This is a genomic window from Shewanella sp. BF02_Schw, assembly GCF_014596695.2.
Classification (GTDB): Bacteria; Pseudomonadota; Gammaproteobacteria; order Enterobacterales; family Shewanellaceae; genus Shewanella.
Genome location: NZ_JABKAW020000002.1, coordinates 233,354 through 252,359, shown reverse-complemented (window position 1 = coordinate 252,359; position 19,006 = coordinate 233,354). Strand labels below are relative to the sequence as shown.

15 protein-coding genes, 2 pseudogenes and 1 riboswitch are annotated in these 19,006 nt (G+C 42.4%); of the genes and pseudogenes, 14 read left to right on the top strand and 3 right to left on the bottom strand.

Going from position 1 to position 19,006, the window contains the following annotated elements:
• Positions 1-29 precede the first annotated feature (29 nt).
• From HNW13_RS09560 to HNW13_RS09545, 4 genes are all read left to right on the top strand, one after another.
• On the top strand, positions 30-671 hold the full coding sequence (locus HNW13_RS09560; protein ID WP_192115735.1) for a LysE family transporter: 642 nt from the start codon (positions 30-32) through the stop codon (positions 669-671).
• Between the two features lie 595 nt (positions 672-1,266).
• Complete coding sequence (gene trxC, locus HNW13_RS09555) at positions 1,267-1,689, top strand: thioredoxin TrxC (RefSeq protein ID WP_192115736.1); 423 nt, start codon at positions 1,267-1,269, stop codon at positions 1,687-1,689.
• A gap of 328 nt (positions 1,690-2,017) precedes the next feature.
• Positions 2,018-2,266 (top strand): DUF6795 domain-containing protein, encoded by a 249-nt coding sequence (locus HNW13_RS09550; protein ID WP_192115737.1) that lies wholly within the window; start codon positions 2,018-2,020, stop codon positions 2,264-2,266.
• A gap of 635 nt (positions 2,267-2,901) precedes the next feature.
• Positions 2,902-3,441: a DUF6795 domain-containing protein gene (locus tag HNW13_RS09545; RefSeq protein WP_192115738.1), complete on the top strand. Its 540-nt coding sequence runs from the start codon at positions 2,902-2,904 to the stop codon at positions 3,439-3,441.
• A gap of 302 nt (positions 3,442-3,743) precedes the next feature.
• Here HNW13_RS09545 and HNW13_RS09540 read toward each other — a convergent pair whose 3' ends face one another.
• The 3 genes from HNW13_RS09540 to metH form a co-directional block, all read right to left on the bottom strand.
• A complete protein-coding gene (locus HNW13_RS09540) occupies positions 3,744-4,904 on the bottom strand; it encodes a lipase family protein (RefSeq protein WP_123883820.1) in 1,161 nt (386 codons plus the stop codon).
• A gap of 24 nt (positions 4,905-4,928) precedes the next feature.
• Positions 4,929-5,450 (bottom strand): DUF6795 domain-containing protein, encoded by a 522-nt coding sequence (locus HNW13_RS09535; RefSeq protein WP_192115739.1) that lies wholly within the window; start codon positions 5,448-5,450, stop codon positions 4,929-4,931.
• Between the two features lie 537 nt (positions 5,451-5,987).
• Positions 5,988-9,704: a methionine synthase gene (metH, locus tag HNW13_RS09530; RefSeq protein ID WP_192115740.1), complete on the bottom strand. Its 3,717-nt coding sequence runs from the start codon at positions 9,702-9,704 to the stop codon at positions 5,988-5,990.
• Positions 9,705-9,987: 283 nt separating this feature from the next.
• On the opposite strand from metH, the gene HNW13_RS09525 reads away from it, so the two are divergent.
• The 10 genes and pseudogenes from HNW13_RS09525 (at position 9,988) to cobO (ending at position 18,889) form a co-directional block, all read left to right on the top strand.
• Positions 9,988-10,731 (top strand): histidine phosphatase family protein, encoded by a 744-nt coding sequence (locus HNW13_RS09525; RefSeq protein WP_192115741.1) that lies wholly within the window; start codon positions 9,988-9,990, stop codon positions 10,729-10,731.
• A gap of 206 nt (positions 10,732-10,937) precedes the next feature.
• A riboswitch (cobalamin riboswitch) is annotated at positions 10,938-11,071 on the top strand.
• 78 nt (positions 11,072-11,149) lie between these two features.
• Entirely contained in the window at positions 11,150-11,959 is an 810-nt protein-coding gene (locus HNW13_RS09520) for an ABC transporter ATP-binding protein (protein WP_101085873.1), read from the top strand.
• Positions 11,952-13,058, top strand: coding sequence for an iron ABC transporter permease (locus HNW13_RS09515; protein ID WP_162022469.1), 1,107 nt, complete (start codon positions 11,952-11,954; stop codon positions 13,056-13,058). The genes HNW13_RS09520 and HNW13_RS09515 overlap by 8 nt, the downstream gene beginning before the upstream one ends.
• 141 nt (positions 13,059-13,199) lie before the next feature.
• Positions 13,200-14,255 (top strand): nicotinate-nucleotide--dimethylbenzimidazole phosphoribosyltransferase, encoded by a 1,056-nt coding sequence (gene cobT / locus HNW13_RS09510; RefSeq protein ID WP_192115743.1) that lies wholly within the window; start codon positions 13,200-13,202, stop codon positions 14,253-14,255.
• A 9-nt stretch (positions 14,256-14,264) separates the two neighbouring features.
• Positions 14,265-15,050, top strand: a complete 786-nt coding sequence (locus HNW13_RS09505) for an adenosylcobinamide-GDP ribazoletransferase (RefSeq protein WP_101085870.1) — start codon at positions 14,265-14,267, stop codon at positions 15,048-15,050.
• Positions 15,050-15,580, top strand: coding sequence for a bifunctional adenosylcobinamide kinase/adenosylcobinamide-phosphate guanylyltransferase (gene cobU / locus HNW13_RS09500; RefSeq protein ID WP_101085869.1), 531 nt, complete (start codon positions 15,050-15,052; stop codon positions 15,578-15,580). Before HNW13_RS09505 ends, cobU begins: the two co-directional genes overlap by 1 nt.
• Positions 15,580-16,329: pseudogene (locus HNW13_RS09495) on the top strand (cobyric acid synthase); the annotation flags it as partial. The gene cobU and the pseudogene HNW13_RS09495, both read left to right, overlap by 1 nt.
• A 56-nt stretch (positions 16,330-16,385) precedes the next feature.
• The gene (locus HNW13_RS09490; RefSeq protein ID WP_124013279.1) at positions 16,386-17,417 is read left to right on the top strand and encodes an IS630 family transposase; all 1,032 of its coding nucleotides are present in this window, start codon (positions 16,386-16,388) and stop codon (positions 17,415-17,417) included.
• A pseudogene (locus HNW13_RS09485) lies at positions 17,418-18,254 on the top strand (cobyric acid synthase CobQ); the annotation flags it as partial. It lies immediately after the preceding gene.
• Entirely contained in the window at positions 18,251-18,889 is a 639-nt protein-coding gene (cobO, locus tag HNW13_RS09480) for a cob(I)yrinic acid a,c-diamide adenosyltransferase (protein ID WP_101085867.1), read from the top strand. The pseudogene HNW13_RS09485 and the gene cobO, both read left to right, overlap by 4 nt.
• Positions 18,890-19,006 lie beyond the last annotated feature (117 nt).

Genomic DNA, 19,006 nt, shown 5'->3' with positions numbered 1-19,006 from the left:
AAGCATATTTTAAATAATGAGAGGTAAATATGGAGCTGTTAATAAATACTTATATGGCAGAAATTATTACGGTGAGCACCATTGCTATTTTTATGGCGATGTTACCCGGGGCTGATTTTGTGATGGTGACCCGTACGAGTATTTACAATGGCCGTTTGGCAGGTTTATATACTAGTTTAGGTATGGCTTTATCTGTTTGTATACACGCCAGTTATTCAATTGCAGGATTAGCCGTCGTGATTGCAAATTCGGCATGGTTATTCAATTCAATAAAATATTTAGGAGCTGCTTATCTTATTTATATTGCTTGGCAGTTATTAACAACACGCGCGCTTTTAAATGCAGAACAAAACAATCAAACGGTTAACATTTCACCCTTTGCATCGGTACGTTTAGGTTTTACCTGCAATATATTGAACCCTAAAACATCGATCTTTTTCTTAAGTATTTTTACTCAAGTGGTGTCACTAGATACTCCACTGATAATGCAGGTAGGTTATGGCTTGATCATTATGTTGGCACATTTTATCTGGTACATCGGGGTTGTTTTACTGTTATCACACCCAAATATTCTGCCTCGATTCAATCAGCATAAACAAAAAATTGATAAAGCGGCAGGATCTATATTGATGCTTATTGCGATAAAACTCATCTTAGTGAATTCTATTTAAGTATTTATTGGAACAGTGAATTTAGCCACCTAAATAGAAGCATTGCGATACACGAAGTAATCCGGAAATGCTAATTTAGCAGAGTGACTGACATGTTTCTGTCCAAAAATCAGTTAGGCTTGCTTAGAAATTTACAAATTCAACTCTAAACAGAGGCCGTTGTAGAAAATAGCGTGAGCCTGACAGGACGTCAGGCTAGCTTTCGCGGTACAGGATGTACCATCGGAAGCGTTAGCATTTTCAAATAAGGCCGAAGCAGGCTGCAAATGAAGTCCAAAGCTAGAGCTATTTCCGTCGCAATTTTTTCGCTGCTGTTGTTTGGTTAAATAGCGAAAATGTTGCCGGACCGGCAGGGGCAAATTGTTTTATAAACAGTAAAGAGGGGATTGCTGTTGATCCCCTTTTGGCCCGTGCAGGGTGGAACCTTGCGATCTTAGTTCAAACGAAGTTTGAAAATTCTGGTGTGGGTGAAGCGCCACGACGTTGGTGGCCGCAGGCCATAATATGATAAAAAAATTAAAACGATTATTCGTTTAACACACCAACAAGGTTTATGATTAAAGAGTCTCGATAATGAAGTTGATGAGGTCTAATCATGATAATAGCTTGCCCCCATTGCGATACCTTAAATCGCGTACCGGAAGAACGTCTTGAACAACAACCAACTTGCGGAAAGTGTAAACAAAGCCTATTCGTTGGTGAACCGATAGAGCTAACAGCCGTCAATTTTAGCCACCATGCTAATCAATCAGAATTACTGCTGGTCGTCGACTTTTGGGCTAGCTGGTGCGGTCCGTGTAAAAACTTTGCTCCAGTATTTACTCAAGCAGCTAAAAAGTGGGAGCCCAAATTCCGTTTTGGCAAGCTCAACACCGAAGAGCAGCAAGCCCTGGCTGCCCAATTTAATATTCGATCAATTCCAACCCTGATGGTATTTAAGCAAGGCAAGGTTATCGCTCAGCAATCAGGTGCCTTGCCTGCATCATCATTCAACCAATGGCTTGAATCGATTAAGTAAATTTTTATTAGTGCATACTTTTTATATTGTTAATTCATATGTAAAAATAGAATGATGGATTAGTAGGTTTGATGTTTTTAGTGCGTTTGTTACACCAAATAGGGCTATAGATAACGAAAGATTTTTTGACTAAAATTAGGTTCTCAATAAGTAGTAAAGACCAGTTTTATCTCTACTTTACTAATGGATATGTATCGCTGAGCAAGAGGTTGGGAGGATGTTAAAAAATATTATTGATAAATATCGTTATCTTCTATTGCTTACTGTTTCATTATTTTTATTTGTGGTCGTTTTTATTTCATATGCTTACCCCGAAGGAGATTAAGCTGTGTTTGGATTTTTGAAGCGATATGAGGTTGAGTTATCGGCTCCTGTGAAAGGGCGTATTATCAAGAATGGCATTCCAATTTCGGGTATGGAGATTGTTAGAGAGCTTTCCTATGGTGGCTATGATAAAGGCGAACCGGTTATAGACTATACATTAACCGATACAAATGGTGAGTTTTCATTTAAAGAGATTAAAGTTAAGTCAAATGCCCCAGGTAATATTTTTGGACAAGATGCTCGTCTTAGGTAAGAAATTTACATTAAGAAAGATCTTGACGAGATAAAAGATGGGGAAGATAAGTATTACTGGCTTTGGTTTATAAGTAAAAATTGGACTTCAGTACCTTATTTAAACAAATTTTTGCTGCAGTTAAATGCCGATCTTAACAATAAAGAAGTTCAGCATGAGGTAGATTTAACTCAATTTGGTTTTAGACGTGATCATCCTTTACTTTCAATATGTTACTGGGAAGATGAATTAATTACGACTTATTACGGTGAATCTATGGATGTAGTGATAAATTTTAATGATTTAAAAAATTAATTAAATAGAGAATATTTAAATTTTTATTTTAAGGATAAAATAATCAGGTTGAGAACACGAACGTTTACGTACAGGGTTAGCATTTTTTAAAACTTAATTTGTTCACTATATGGGGCTATATATAACGAAAAGGTTTTTGGCTAAAATTAGGCTAATTAAAGTAGTAAAGACCAGTTTTATCTCTACTTTACTAATGGATATGTATTTGTATCGCTGAGCAAGGGGTTGAGAGGATGTTAAAAAATATTATTAATAAATATCGTTACCTTCTATTACTTACTGTTTCATTATTTTATTTGTAATCGTTTTTTTCATATTTTTATCCTGAAGGAGATGAAACAGTGTTCGGATTTTTGAAACGATATGAAGTTGAGTTATCGGCTCCTGTCAAAGGCCGTATTACCCATAATGGCATTCCGGTTTCGGGTATGGAGGTTGTTAGAGAGCTCTCCTATGGTGGATATGATAAAGGTGAACCGATTATTGACTATGCATTAACTGATACAAATGGTGAGTTTTCATTTAACGAAGTTAAAGTTAAGTCTAATGCCCCAGGTAATATTTTTGGGCAAAATGCACGTTTGAAACAACATATATTTATTAAGAAAGACCGTGATGAGATAAAAGATGATGGAGATGATTCGTATTGGCTTTGGAGGATAAGTAAGAACTGGGTTTCAGTACCGTATTTACATCAGTATTTAATGCAATTAAATGCAGACTTACAAAATAAAGAATTGCAATATGAAGTTGATTTAAAACTGTTTGGTTTAATTAGTGATCAACCTATTGTTTCTATATGCTACTGGCAAGATGAATTGTTCTCAACTTATTATGGTGAAGATTTAGAAGAAATTAAGAGTTTTGATGATTTAAAATAGTCAATTTATTGATTTTATTTCCTCTACTTACTTTAAGGGGAGTGTAAACTTTGTCTTAACATCATACATTTCTTAATCCAGTCAGTAAAGATTATCAATATGAAGCAAAGCTTAATGCTTGGGTATGTAGTGGCATAGTTATTTTGGCCACCTAAATAGAGTTCGGGAGTTTAGTGCTTATACATGATGATTCTGTTGATGGGATAAGGGATTACTCATGTATTTGGAGATATAAATAAAAGGTCCCGGTCACTGATTATATATTGCAGCGACAAGGACCTTTAAAATGTCATTATTTTTTATTACTTGTGTACTGATTTAATCGCGTCTTTCACGCTGCTATATAAGCGTGCAAGCATTTTATTGAAAATGGCTCGAATAGTGGCATAAGTTAAGTCAACTACGGTTGTGACTACAGCTCCTGCAAAAGACAACATATGGCCAAGTAGTCCTCTGACATCGTCGGCGAAAGAATCTGCCGCGGCAGCAATTTTTTCAAGGGTTTTAGCGACAAGATCATAGAATGTCAAACCGTAAGATGCCGTCGCTTGCGCTACAATTGCGCCATAATAGCCTGCCGCTTTTAAGACCGTAATTAATGCTGCGCTGAGTTTGTCACTCCACTGGTCTGAATAGCTTGCTTGATTGCGGTTTTCATAACGTAATTTTACCGGCTTTAAATATTCGCTAGCTTTAACATGTAAATGGCCCCAATGCTCAGTGTTTGCAGAGACTAAATAACCTGGTTCGGCTCCAGCTTTAGGATCCATACCATGAGCACTAATCCTCAAACCTTGACTGTTATCTAAGCGATATTCCACTCCTTGATAAGGCGCATGAATAAAAGGCCATAAAGGCACTTTAGGGACTACATCGGCGCCGTGTGTGCAGCGAAAAATTTGATTTAGTCTATGGGTGTTAGCTGTGGCAAAACCTTGTTGTCCAACTCTTGGGGCACCAAAAGTGTATAAATTAATATTTGAAGCGTAATTATTAACAGATGCCCAGTCGGCAGCAAGTGAGGCGATTGCTCCTCCTAAGCTATGTCCGACAAAATGTATCGCCTTACCAGGATTTGAGGTACGCCACTTATCTAAAAAAGTCGCAAACTGCGGTCTTAATGAAGTAAAAGCATTATTAAATCCAGCGTGCACTATTTGGCTACCATCACCGACACTTAAACCAACTTGCGCATTCGTAGACCAGTCTGCTGCAGAACTAAATTCTGTGCCGCGGATCGCTATGATAGCATCTCCTTGGTATTGTCCTTTGCCTAACCCCATCGCCGCAAAACCTGACTGGCGATTAAAAATAAACCCGCCAGTTTTTCCTATGCCAACATTATGGAAGTTAAAGTGATTGTTAATGTATTGATTGCCAAAATGTCTTGTATCATCAGGACTAATTAAATCGTAAACACTAAATGCCAATTCAGAAGTTAGTTTGGGTGATAACTGATTCATAAACGTTCCTTGTTAATTAAAAATTTATTTATCGTATTTTTTATGTTTCTCGAATTCTAGTTCGTCCAATACTGGCCAGCGACAAATACTAAATACCTTATAGTGCACTACCCCACTAGGGAACGCTTCATCAATGATTTCATTCCTGATGGCTTCATTCGATAAGTCGCAATCTAATTTGGCTAGCCTCTCAGAGAGATAAGATATATGTTTCTCGCCCCTAGATATCGATGCCCAAAGTATTACTTCAGAATACTCATCTTTAGCAGCTTCAATGATGTCTGACTCTTCATTTTCATCCACTTTAATAGTTTGAGATACACGTGTTTCTGCAAAAGGCTTATTTGGATGTGCTGTGCTGTAAATGATTTCAGGAAAGCTAAATTTTCCATCAGCGTCTGTAGTGGTGTAGTCCCATTCTTTTTCTTCCATGACACCAGAGTATTGATAACCTCTTTTTAGCTTAATACCGGCTAGAGGTTTTCCCTCATGGGTTAAGCTACCTATCACTTCAGGAAATACTTCGACATCGACTTTTTTAAACATGCTAAACATTGACTCCTCCGAGTAGCAACTAACGGCGACAATCAGACACAGGAATGCAAAAATCCCAATATATGCTCTATAGGCCATAGATGAAGCAACTCCCTGCTTTTTAATTCATATGATTATTTTTTAAACGAAGTTATTGTAGAGTGATTCTTTAAGGGTATCTATTATTATAAATGACTATTTTTTATAGTGTAATGATGAAAAGGGTATGTCCAGTTGAGATATTTTTACTTTATCCAGCAGTAAATTAAATTGAGAAGATCAAAGACGTTTTAAGTTATTTATTGTAAGAACGACGAAGCTGGATCCCGGCTAAAAAGCATTGCCGGAATAACGCTTGATTTGACCCGTGCAGTATGGAGCCTTTTGACCAAAATCCAAACGAAGTTTGGACATAAAAAAGAGTAACCGTGATGACTCAAGGTTACTCTTTGTTCAGGTTCACTTTTTATTCAGAAGCACTATCTACTCTGGGTCTTTCTCTATTCAGGATATCTTTCTACTCTTGATCTCATTCTATTCGAAATAAATCTATTCGGGATCATAGTCCAATATCGGTGACAACCACTTCTCTGCTTCTGCCAACGTCATGCCTTTGCGCTGGGCATAATCCTCAACTTGATCTTTACCAATATTGGTCACGCCAAAATAGCGCGATTTCGGATGGGCAAAGTACCAGCCAGATACCGCTGCCGTTGGGTACATGGCAAAGCTTTCGGTGATATTCAAATCAATCGTTTCATCGGGTTTGAGTAAATCCCATAACAAACCTTTTTCTGTGTGGTCTGGGCATGCTGGGTAACCTGGCGCTGGGCGAATACCTTTATAACGTTCGCGAATTAACGCTTCATTGTCGAGCACTTCATCTGCGGCATAACCCCAAAACTCTTTACGAACACGTTCGTGCATGCGCTCGGCAAAAGCTTCGGCTAAACGGTCTGCTAAACATTTGAGCATAATCGCGTTGTAGTCATCATGATTGGCTTCAAAACGGGCAACATGTTCATCAATACCGTGTCCCGTCGTTACCGCAAAACCGCCCATGTAATCGGCAACGCCTGAATCTTTTGGTGCAACAAAGTCTGATAAACAGAAGTTGTCGTTACCGACGCGTTCAAGCTGCATACGTAAATGATGGGTGGTCATTTCCAATGTGGTGCGGCTTTCATCGGTATACAGTTCAATGTCGTCATGGTTGACGGTATTGGCTGGGAATAAACCGATCACGGCTTTGGCGGTAAGCCATTTTTCAGCAATAATTTGTTTCAGCATGGCTTGGCCGTCGGCAAACAATTTAACCGCTTCTTCACCAACGACTTTGTCTTTTAAAATTTCAGGGTAATGACCGTGCAGTTCCCAGCTTCTAAAGAACGGTGTCCAATCGATACGTTCGACTAGGTCTTCTAATGGATAGTCATCAAACACCTGGCGACCTAATACATTAGGCGTAAATGGGGTGTAGTTTTCCCAGTCGTGTTTACAGCGATTATCACGCGCGGCTTCAATCGACACGATGGTTTTACGCTTGGTTTGCGACAAACGTTTTTCACGCATCATGTCGTATTCTGCGTAGGCTTCGTCGATGGTTGCTTGGCGAGTGGCGTTATTAATCAGCTTAGACACCATAGGTACAGCGCGAGATGCATCGGCAATGTAAATTGCGCCGTGTGGGTAATGCGGTGCTATTTTTACTGCAGTATGAATTTTAGAGCAGGTTGCACCACCGATAATCGCAGGGATGGTTAAGCCTTCACGGTGGAAGGTTTTCACGTTGTGAACCATTTCATCCAAGCTTGGCGTGATTAAACCTGACATGCCGATGATGTCGATATTATGCTCTTTTACTGCATCGAGAATTTTATCGACAGATACCATGACCCCAAGATCGACCACTTCGTAGCCGTTACAGGCAAGTACTACTCCAACAATATTTTTACCGATGTCATGCACATCACCTTTTACGGTGACCATTAAAATTCGCCCGTTTGACTGGCCAGCAACCTTTTCAAGCTCAATATATGGGTTTAGGTAAGCGACGGCTTTTTTCATTACTCGTGCCGATTTGACCACTTGCGGTAAGAACATTTTGCCCGCGCCAAATAAGTCGCCGACCACGTTCATGCCGTCCATTAACGAGCCTTCGATAACATCGAGCGGACGCACGGCTTCTTGGCGAGCAGCTTCGGTGTCTTCATCAATAAATTCGGTAATGCCTTTAACCAATGCGTGCGACAAGCGTTTGGACACCGGCCAATTGCGCCAAGCTAAATCTTCTTTTTTGGCCACTTGCGAGCCATCGCCTCTAAAGCTTTCAGCGATGTCGAGCAGTTGTTCGGTGTTACTTGAGTCGGCTACCGGACATGGTAAGTTTTGAACTACGTTTTCAACCCGTTTTTTCAGCTCTGGTTCAATATCATCGTATATGGCTAACTGACCAGCGTTAACAATACCCATGTCCATGCCGGCTTGAATGGCATGGTATAAAAACACCGCGTGAATGGCTTCGCGTACTGGGTTGTTACCGCGGAACGAGAATGACACGTTAGACACGCCGCCTGAGATCATTGCGTGTGGCAAGGTGGCTTTGATGTCTTTTATCGATTCGATAAAGTCGACGGCATAGTTGTCGTGTTCATCAATACCGGTGGCAATGGCGAAAATGTTAGGGTCAAAAATAATGTCTTCTGGTGGAAAGCCAACAACATCAACCAAAATGCGATAAGCACGGGTACAGATTTGGGTTTTACGCTCACGTGTATCGGCTTGGCCGTCTTCGTCAAAGGCCATTATAATGGCTGCCGCACCATAGCGTTTTACTAAGGTGGCTTGTTCAATAAATTTGGCTTCGCCTTCTTTCATCGAAATAGAGTTAACAATCGACTTGCCTTGAACGCATTTAAGCCCAGCTTCAATCACTTCCCACTTTGATGAGTCAATCATGATGGGCACGCGGGAGATGTCGGGCTCAGAGGCGATTAAGTTTAAAAACTTCGCCATTGACGCCACGCCATCAAGCATACCTTCGTCCATGTTGACGTCGATAATTTGCGCGCCATTTTCAACCTGCTCGCGCACGACATCTAAGGCTTCTTCAAACTTTTCTTCTTTAATTAAGCGTAAAAACTTAGCCGAACCGGTCACGTTAGCGCGCTCACCGACGTTAACAAATAACGAGTTTTTGTCGATGGTGAGTGGCTCTAGGCCCGATAAACGACACGCAACAGGTATATCTGGTATCTGTCTTGGTTCGTGTCTGAGTACCGCTTCACGAATAGCACTAATGTGTGCGGGTGTACTACCACAACAACCGCCGACAATATTGAGCATGCCTTCTTGCGCCCATTGATTAATGACTTCGGCCATTTCTTCTGGGGTTTCATCGTAGCCACCAAATTCGTTGGGTAAGCCAGCATTTGGGTGGGCAGAGACATAACATTCGGCAATACGTGATAATTCTTCAACGTACGGGCGCAGCTCTTTTGGTCCGAGGGCGCAGTTAAGGCCAATCGATAACGGCTTGATATGGCGCAAAGAGTTATAAAACGCTTCGGTGGTTTGGCCGGTTAATGTACGACCAGAGGCGTCGGTAATAGTGCCAGAGATCATAACAGGTAGGCGATCGCCAAGTTGATCGAATACTTTTTCAATCGCAAATAGGGCGGCTTTGGCGTTTAAAGTATCAAAAATGGTTTCAACCATAATGATATCGGCGCCACCTTCAATTAAGGCGCTGGTGGATTCGACATAAGCGTCGACTAATTGGTCGAAACTGACATTACGAAACGCTGGGTCGTTAACGTCTGGACTGATAGAGCAAGTACGGTTGGTTGGGCCTAATACACCAGCAACATAACGTGGTGAACCTGTTTGCGCGGCCACTTCGTCGGCCGCTTGGCGGGCGACTCGGGCGCCAGCAAGGTTAATTTCAGCGGCTAGCGACTGCATATCGTAGTCGGCCATGGCAATGGTGGTGGCATTAAAGGTGTTGGTTTCAATAATGTCGGCACCGTTTAGCAGGTACTGAGTATGAATATCTTTAATGATTTGCGGTTGGCTGAGTACTAATAAGTCGTTGTTGCCTTTAACATCGCAATGCCAATCTTTAAAACGCTCGCCACGATAATCTTCTTCTTCCAACTTATAGTCTTGGATCATGGTGCCCATGGCGCCATCTAAAATCACAATACGCTGCGCTAACAATGCATTAAGTTGTTTAAGTGTTTGACTGTAAGAAGTCGATTTCGCCATAACAGTTACCTTTTTATCACTATGTTGCTTGATACCTTGATTGAGATAAGCATACCCTTATTTTTACAATAGTAGGGCGATAACATCATTGTTATGTACAAAGGATATGTACAACGGTTACCTACAGCAGTTGCGTTAACCGTTACAGACAACTGCCGTGGACAATTGTTGCGTACAATGATTATCTTCTAAATGATTATCTTTTAAGATAGTATTTTAGACATATAAACGTATAGACGTCCATAGTACGCGAATTTTTATCACTAGAGCAAGGCTGAATTAAATGAAACAAGCCAAGATAATATTAATGCGCCATGGAGAATGCGAAGGTGGGTCTATATTTCGCGGCCAAACCGATGTAAAGCTCACCGACACTGGGATGGCCCAAATGCAGCAAGCGTTTGCTGAACTGCAATTCCCCATTAGCCATGTGTTTAGTTCGCCATTGCAACGGTGTCAGCAATTTAGCCAGCCTTTAACGCAGCGATTAACATTACCGTTAACGACGATACCAGCACTGCAAGAAATTGATTTTGGTGTCTGGGATGGGCAATCGTTTGATGCAATTTATAAGCAAAACCCAGGTAAATTTGATGCTTACTGGCATAACCCATGGTTGGCTGATAGCACGCCTGATAAAGCCGAGTCGGTAAGCGATTTTGCTGCGCGAGTAGAAGCCGGGCTCATGAGCGTGGTTGATGAACTGTGGCGCTCACGTCATCAGCAGCACTCTTGTTTACTGTCTATCGACGAACAACAAGGGCAAAGCTTGCCGCAAACTGCTCAAGCTGTCGATTGTCCCCATGCGTTAGTGGTTACTCACGGTGGGGTGATGCGCTGTTTAATGGGCTACGTGCTTAAGGTTGGCCAATCTAGCGGAATATTCGCTAACCTAGCGATCCCCTATGCTGCTATTATGGTGCTCGATGTCTATTGGCCTGATGATGTTGATAAGGTTGACGCTTTTCAAGCAACAGCAATGAATAACAATACCGCTAAAGTGAGCTTTACCTTACATTGGCCGTAACACTTCATTAGCTGAGCGTTACAACCATAATGTCATTATTTTTGCGCCATAATTTGCGTAATAATTTGCGTAATAATTTGCATAATAATCTGCGCCATAACGTGCGTAGTCATTAGTGTCACAATTTGCATAGTTATTGGCATAGTTATTGGCATAGTTATCAGCGCCGTTATTTGAATAGTTATTTGCGTCATAATTGTCGTAATAATCTGCGTCGAAACCATAGTGCCTTTCAAGGTATTGGGAATTGGGATAAGCCCAAACTGTACCCGCAACTGTAGATGTACCCATCGAGTATTGGTGCATAAGTCAGATACCAGCTTTGAATCGCCTCAATATCCATGCCTAAGCGGGTGACTTAGGGGAGTTATTAATTAAATGTTTGTGTTAAATAATTGGACATGGCGGGCTAACTTTCATGTCTGAATCTGTATTAGATGTAAATCATCTTTTTTGGCAAGTCGATAATAAAACGATTCTGGCGGACATTCATTTCAGTTTGCCTAAAGGCCAGATGCTAGGACTAATTGGCCCCAATGGTGCAGGAAAGTCGAGCCTGCTACGCTGCTTGTATCGTTATATTGTGCCAACCAGTGGCGATATTGAGATATTTTCTAAACCCATCAGTGAGTATTCCTCTAAGTTGTTAGCGCAGAATATTGCTGTGGTGCAACAAGATACCCCGCATTATTTTGACATGACCACCGAGCAATTAGTGTCGATGGGGCTTACTCCGCATAAAGGCTTGTTTGACTCTAACACAGCCCAAGACCGTGAACGTGTGGTGAGTGCCTTAACCAAAGTTGGATTACAGCAAAAAGCTCAGCAACAATATGAACTGTTATCTGGCGGTGAAAAACAACGTGCCCTAATTGCCCGCGCCATTGTGCAACAGCCGCATATTCTTATTTTAGATGAACCGACCAATCACTTAGATATTCGTTATCAAATTCAAATTCTTGAACTCGTTGCATCTTTAGGCATCAGTGTTATTGCTTCTATACACGATCTGAATTTAGCCAGTGCAATGTGCGATAAATTACTGCTACTCGACCAAGGACGATTAATTGCTAAAGGTACCCCAACAGAAGTGCTAACCGAGCGGCAAATTAGTGACGTGTTTGGTGTGTGCTGCGACATTAATCTTCACCCGCAACACGGTAAGCCGCTGATCAGTTATTTTTATGGTTACCAACCGAGTCAGAAAGGATGCCCCGATCATGATTGATGCATCGCAACGTCGCTACTATGTTTGTTTCAGTCTGTTGGTATTGGCTACCCTGCTTACCCCGATATTTGCCGCCAGTTTTGGGGCGGCTAACATTCATCTTAATGACGTATTAATGATATTTAATACCTTATTAGGCGGCAACATGCCGAGTGCGATTGAAGGCAGTGAACATGCGGTGACGATAACCCAACGTATTGTGCTTGAATTACGCTTACCGCGAATTTTGTTGGCCTTTGTGGCTGGCGCAGGGTTGTCTATAGCAGGCAGTGTATTACAAACCGTGACCCGCAATCCGTTGGCCGACCCGTATTTGTTTGGCATTAGCTCCGGGGCGTCATTTGGTGCAGTGCTGGTGGTGTCGTTATTCAGTCAAACCGGTTTGTTTGCCGAAATGTTTTCTGGTGTATTGACTATAGCGCCAAGCTTTACCGCGCAACCTTGGTGGTCTTGGTCGACATTAAGCATACCGATAGGAGCATTCATCGGCGCCAGTTTATCGGTGTTGGTGGTGTTTATTTTGTCGGGACCTGGTCGAAGTAGCCAAGTTGAACGTATGTTGCTGTCTGGTGTAGCAACGTCGTTTCTGTTTGGGGCATTGACTAGCTTGCTGTTGTATTTTTCAACCCCTCAAGCTGCGGCGTCAGTACTGTTTTGGAGTTTAGGCAGTTTTGCTAAAGCCAGTTGGTCTAATCTACTATTACCCAGTGTGACGGTAGGGGTTAGTTTATTGATTATGTTGGCATTTAGACGGCAAATTATGGCGCTGCAAGCGGGTGATGAAACGGCTCATACGTTAGGAATAAATGTCGCTAAATTGCGCTTAAGTATGCTGTTACTGTGTTCGCTTATTACGGCAATGTTGGTGGCAACTTGTGGTGGCATTGGATTTGTTGGTTTGATGATCCCGCATACGGTTAGGCTATTATTTTCCGGACGTCAGCCGATGATCTTAACCGCGATGTTAGGTGGCTTATTTATGGTGTGGATTGACGTGATAGCACGATGCATTTTATTTAACCAAGAATTGCCAGTCGGCATTATTACTGCTGCATTGGGCAGCGTATTTTTCTTGTTTATTTTGCGTCAACGCCGTTAAACACTGAGCTCTTTTTATAGGCACATAGCTAAGCACATAGCTAAGAATTAGATAAGCACATAGATAAGCTCTTTGATAAGCACTGGATGAGTGCTGCAATACATCATATTGAATTTATCTGCCCAAATTGCTGGAGTTTTCATGTTTGTTATAGAAGCTGTTAAGTCAGATGTTGATGCCAATATTCAACATAAGATTAATCAAAAAACCAAACCATTAGGGGCATTAGGGCAGCTAGAAACCTTGGCGCTACAGATTGCTCGGGTGCAGTACCGCGGCGATAAACAGTCGTTAAGCACACCGCTGCAAATCACTAAACCAACGATGTTAGTTTTTGCTGCCGACCATGGCATTGCCGCTTACGGCGTGTCGATTGCGCCAAGCGAAGTGACCACTCAAATGGTGCATAATTTTGTCCAAGGCGGCGCGGCAATTAATGTGTTTTGTCGCCAAGTCGGGTTTGAGCTTGAAATTATCGATTGCGGAATATTACAACCGCTTACAGGCCAAGCCAATGTTATCGACCAACGCTTAGGCGCAGGCACTAAGGCTATGCATTTAGCTGCGGCTATGCCACTTGAAAAAGTCGCCCAAGGGTTTGAATTTGCTCGACAGTTGGTTGCTCGCCATGTTGATGCCGGTTGTAATTTAATTGCTTTAGGTGAAATGGGTATCGGCAATACTTCTGCTGCGACTGCGGTAATGTCAGCTATGCTCAATATTGATGTTGAGCAATGTGTTGGTAGAGGCACGGGAATTGATGATGCTACCTTGGTTATTAAAACAAAACTCATTAACCAAGCACTTGATTTGCATCAACATGAGTTAGTTTCTCCTGAAGCTATTTTGGCTCACGTTGGCGGTTTTGAAATAGTGCAAATGACCGGGGCGATACTGGCGGCTGCGGAACAAAAAATATTAGTGGTGATTGATGGTTTTATCGCTACTGCTGCAGCATTAGTTGCGGTAAAATTATCTCCACAATCAAGAGGCTATTTAGTTTTTGCTCATGAGTCGCAAGAGCAAGGACATAAGCTTCTGTTACAACAGCTACAAGCAACACCATTGTTGTCGCTGGGATTAAGACTTGGAGAAGGCACTGGCGCTGCGTTAGCGTTACCGTTAATTCAAGCTGCGGTGAATTTTTACAATCAAATGGCCAGTTTCGATGATGCTGGCGTTAATAATGTGGTTTAAGGGAACAACATGTCTGGCGAGATAAAATGGTTGCGGCAGTTAAATTTATTTTTTGTGGCGATGAGTTTTTTTACTCGGATCCCTGTTCCATCGTGGGTGGTGATTGATAGTGATAAACTCAATAAAGCTAGCCGTTATTTTGGTTTAGTGGGTTTACTCATTGGCTTAATTTGTGCGTTAGTATTTTGGCTCGCACAGCTGATTTTACCGGCAAGCATTGCCATTTTATTAGCCATGGTCGCGGGTGTATTAGTGACCGGCGCCTTCCATGAAGACGGCTTAGCCGATACCGCAGATGGTTTTGGTGGTGGTTGGACGGTAGAAGACAAGCTGCGCATCATGAAAGATTCGCGTTTGGGCAGTTATGGTGCCTTGTCGCTGGGATTAGTGTTATTGCTAAAATGGCAATTGCTAGTCGAGCTGGCTTTATATAGCCCAATGGCGGCGGTCAGTGCGCTTGTAGCAGGCCATACACTCAGCCGCGTTGTGGCATCAAGCTTGATTTTTAGTGAGCAATACGTCCGTGATGACGACACCAGCAAATCAAAGCCGATTGCCCAAGACCAGCAATTAAATGATTTATTTATTTTAATCGCCAGCGGTATTTTTGTGTTGTTATGGCTTAACGGTTTGGCGGCGTTTGTGCTATTTATTACCTTGTGGCTAGTACGCATTTTGTTAGGCGGCTTTTTCCGTAAACAAATTGGTGGCTACACCGGTGACACACTAGGCGCTGCGCAGCAAATCAGCGAAGTGTGTTGTTACTTAGTTATTTTAGCGGTTGGATTAAGCTAATGATTCATTTGGTGTTGGGCGGTGCGCGTAGCGGTAAAAGTCGATATGCAGAGCAATGTGTGGCGGAATACGCTGCTATTGGTTATTCCTGTGTTTACTTAGCCACAGCCACAGCGTTAGACCATGAAATGTCTGCGCGCATTAATCAACACCAACAAGACCGTATGTCCAGCGTCCATAGCTGGACATTGCACGAGCAAGCTTATGACGTTGGCCAAACATTGGTGGCGATAGATAAACCACAACAAGTCATATTGCTCGATTGCTTGACGTTATTATTAACCAATCACTTATTGTTAAATGACGGCGCCTCGTGGGCCACGCAAAAGTCATTACTCATCGACAGTTTGTCTGCTTTGCAAAGCGATGTGGTGTTAGTCAGTAATGAAGTGGGCTCGGGCATAGTTCCCATGGGTGAGTTAAATCGTCGTTTTGTTGATGAAGCGGGCTGGCTCAACCAAGAAATAGCAGCAATATCTGATCAAGTCACTTTGGTGGTCGCAGGCCTACCGTTGGCCTTAAAAGCATAATGTCATTGGTTGACGATCAATCTCCAAAAGCTCCAACATTACGTGGCGCATTAATGGTGCAAGGTACCACCTCTGATGCAGGTAAAAGTACGCTTGTAGCCGGTTTATGTCGTTTATTTTCCCGTCAAAACATTAATGTCGCGCCTTTTAAACCACAAAATATGGCGCTAAACAGTGCCGTGACTATTGATGGTGGTGAAATTGGCCGAGCCCAAGCATTGCAAGCTATTGCTTGTGGTTTAGCGCCCCATACAGATTTTAATCCGGTGTTGTTAAAGCCAAGTTCAGACACTGGCGCCCAAGTCATTATTCACGGTAAAGCGTTAACTACATTAGAAGCCAAGGCCTTTTTCGGACCCGAGAGTTATGGTTATAAAACCTTAGCGTTAGCGGCAGTGATGCAATCTTACAGGCGCTTGCAGCAACAATACTCGTTAGTGGTGATTGAAGGGGCGGGCAGTCCGGCAGAAATCAATTTACGTGAAGGTGATATTGCCAATATGGGCTTTGCCGAAGAGGCAGATTGCCCAGTGATCATTATTGCTGATATTGATAAAGGCGGTGTGTTCGCCCATTTAGTTGGTACGTTGGCATTATTAAGCCCGTCTGAGCAAGCGCGAGTAAAAGGCTTTGTGATAAATCGTTTTCGCGGTGATATCAGCTTGTTGCAGCCAGGAATTGATTGGCTTGAAGCCTATACCAACAAACCTGTATTAGGCGTATTACCATATTTGCACGATCTACATCTATACCCGTGATCATTGAAAATGCTTGATTTTGTCCCAAATGGGATCATCATAGCCCCATGAAACAAATTACACTCTCGCCAGAACAAAAAGTAGCATTGGAAACTCGACATAAAAGCTCGAGTGATAGGCGTGAGTGTGATCGCATTAAAGCCATTTTACTACGCGATGAAAATTGGCCAACGCCAATGATTGCCCAAGCGTTACGTATTCACGAAACGACCGTAGTTCGATACATTGATGCCTATGCTCACGACCAAAAACTCACGTGTAATAGTGGCGGCTCCTTAAGTTATCTGAGTCAAGAGCAAACTGAACTATTGATTGCACACCTGTGTGAGGTGACCTACTTGCATAGCCATCAAATAGTCGCTTATATCTCAGAACAATTTCAGATTAAGTACACAGTGTCAGGCCTCAATAAATGGCTGCATAAACATCAGTTCAGCTATAAAAACCCTAAAGGGGTTCCTCACAAATTTGATGAAGACAAACAAACGGCTTTCATTGAATATTATGAGCAACTAAAATCCTCGTTAACCCCTGATGAACCGTTATTATTTATGGATGCGGTTCATCCGACCCAAGCCACAAAAATCACCGCAGGCTGGATAAAAAAAGGCGTTGATAAACCGATAGAAACGACGGGAAGCCGAACCCGTATTAACGTGGTTGGTGCAATCCGACTTGGTCACTTAACAGAAGCGGTCATTGAGCAATATAGCAAAACGGTTAACGGTGCATCCATCATCGATTTTTTAAACCAAATTAGAGCGCGTTACTCAACAAGTGGTGTTATCCATTTGGTGCTTGATGGCGCTGGATACCATCGAAATGCCTTAGTAGTTAAAGAGGCTAAAAATCTGAATATAACATTGCATTACCTGCCGCCTTATAGTCCAAATTTAAACCCAATAGAACGATTGTGGAAGGTAATGAATAAGCATGCGAGGAATGGGCAATACTTCGCAACGACAAAAGAATTCCGACGAAAAATCACTGACTTTTTTAGCATCACCCTCCCCGATATTGCCGATACACTCGGTGATACAATTAATGATAACTTTCAGAAATTAAAACCTGCAGTTTGAATTCACTTGAGTATAGACGCTGAAGATGCGTTAATTGATACCCCTCAAAGCTCATTACCGACAGCATTATCTGCCAACCAGCGTATGTCTGTATTGGTGTTAGTGTACCCAAGGATCAGTAATCATACCGACTTTGATCCGCTGCGTTTACACCCGCATATTGATTTTCATTATGTGAGTATGCAGAGCATGGCTCAATCATCCCATTGGCCCGCTGCAGATTTAGTCATATTACCTGGCAGTAAGAATGTTCGTGCAGATTTAGCTTTTGTGCGTGAGCAAGGTTGGGACATCGCCTTAACAAAACATTTACGTTATGGCGGTAAAGTCGTCGGGATTTGCGGCGGTTACCAAATGCTCGGTGAGCTTATTGATGATCCTTTCGGTATTGAAGATAATGCTGGTTGCAGTGACGGATTGGGCTTATTACCGATTACGACCGTATTAACTGCCAGCAAAACCTTAACTCAAGTAAGGGGTCACTTACGCTTACAAGACCAGCAGGCAGAGTTTAGTGGTTACGAGATCCATTGTGGTGAGTCTTCACTCACTCAAAGCGACGTTATCCAGCCGCTATCGATTGAACAATTCGCCCAGCAGCCAATGGCGATGGCCAAGCTTGATGGCATGGTGAGTAATGATCAACAAATTTTAGCGACCTATGTGCATGGATTATTTGACCATCCCGCTGCATGCCAACTTATTTTGCAATGGGCTGGCTTAGACAGTCGCCATACTATCGATATTAACCAAATTCGCGAGCAGCAACTAAATCGTCTTGCCGACGTATTAGAAGCGCATTTGGACATGAATACATTGAAAGGAATAATCTCATGACAACTGATAACCACGAAAATGAACAAGCTAACACTATTGATGCAAGCAAAGCTGAACGTCATAAAGCCCGCCAGCAGAAAGTCAAAGTGGGCGTTGATGCCAAAATTGCCGCAGCGCAAGACGAAAAAGGTATTTTGCTGGTACTAACCGGTAACGGAAAAGGCAAATCGACATCTGGTTTTGGTTCGATTACCCGCGCTGTGGGCCATGGTCATAAAGCCGCAGTGGTGCAATTTATTAAAGGCACTTGGGCTTGTGGTGAACGTAATTTACTCGAAGGTGCTGGAGTGCCATTCCATGTAATGGGTACCGGCTTTACCTGGGAAACTCAAGACAAAGAAAAAGACACCCAAGCCGCAATGGAAGCCTGGCTTGAGGCAGAAAAACTGCTTAAAGACGAATCGATAAATATGGTGCTGCTTGATGAGCTGACTTACATGGTCAGTTACCACTATATCGAACTTGAGCGAGTATTAACCGCTTTGAGAAATCGCCCAGCGATGCAGCATGTGATTATTACTGGCCGCGCTTGTCACCGTGATATCATTGAGTTGGCCGATACGGTCAGCGAAGTACAGCCGATTAAACATGCGTTTAACGAAGGTATTAAAGCCCAGTTAGGCTTTGATTATTAACATTTTTTTCTTGAACTTATGGCCTGCGGCCACTAATGTCGTGGCGCTTCGCCCACACCAGATATTTCAAACTTCGTTTGAATTAAGCTCGCAAGGTTCCACCCTGCACGGGCCAAA

Excerpts from the sequence above, each read along its gene's own strand:
- HNW13_RS09515 (WP_162022469.1), top strand. The coding sequence starts at position 11,952 with ATGATTGATGCATCGCAACGTCGCTACTATGTTTGTTTCAGTCTGTTG.
- trxC (WP_192115736.1), top strand. The coding sequence starts at position 1,267 with ATGATAATAGCTTGCCCCCATTGCGATACCTTAAATCGCGTACCGGAA.
- cobO (WP_101085867.1), top strand. The coding sequence starts at position 18,251 with ATGACAACTGATAACCACGAAAATGAACAAGCTAACACTATTGATGCA.
- HNW13_RS09560 (WP_192115735.1), top strand. The coding sequence starts at position 30 with ATGGAGCTGTTAATAAATACTTATATGGCAGAAATTATTACGGTGAGC.
- cobU (WP_101085869.1), top strand. The coding sequence starts at position 15,050 with ATGATTCATTTGGTGTTGGGCGGTGCGCGTAGCGGTAAAAGTCGATAT.
- HNW13_RS09520 (WP_101085873.1), top strand. The coding sequence starts at position 11,150 with ATGTCTGAATCTGTATTAGATGTAAATCATCTTTTTTGGCAAGTCGAT.
- HNW13_RS09540 (WP_123883820.1), bottom strand. The coding sequence starts at position 4,904 with ATGAATCAGTTATCACCCAAACTAACTTCTGAATTGGCATTTAGTGTT.
- metH (WP_192115740.1), bottom strand. The coding sequence starts at position 9,704 with ATGGCGAAATCGACTTCTTACAGTCAAACACTTAAACAACTTAATGCA.
- cobT (WP_192115743.1), top strand. The coding sequence starts at position 13,200 with ATGTTTGTTATAGAAGCTGTTAAGTCAGATGTTGATGCCAATATTCAA.
- HNW13_RS09490 (WP_124013279.1), top strand. The coding sequence starts at position 16,386 with ATGAAACAAATTACACTCTCGCCAGAACAAAAAGTAGCATTGGAAACT.
- HNW13_RS09525 (WP_192115741.1), top strand. The coding sequence starts at position 9,988 with ATGAAACAAGCCAAGATAATATTAATGCGCCATGGAGAATGCGAAGGT.
- HNW13_RS09535 (WP_192115739.1), bottom strand. The coding sequence starts at position 5,450 with ATGTTTAAAAAAGTCGATGTCGAAGTATTTCCTGAAGTGATAGGTAGC.
- HNW13_RS09505 (WP_101085870.1), top strand. The coding sequence starts at position 14,265 with ATGTCTGGCGAGATAAAATGGTTGCGGCAGTTAAATTTATTTTTTGTG.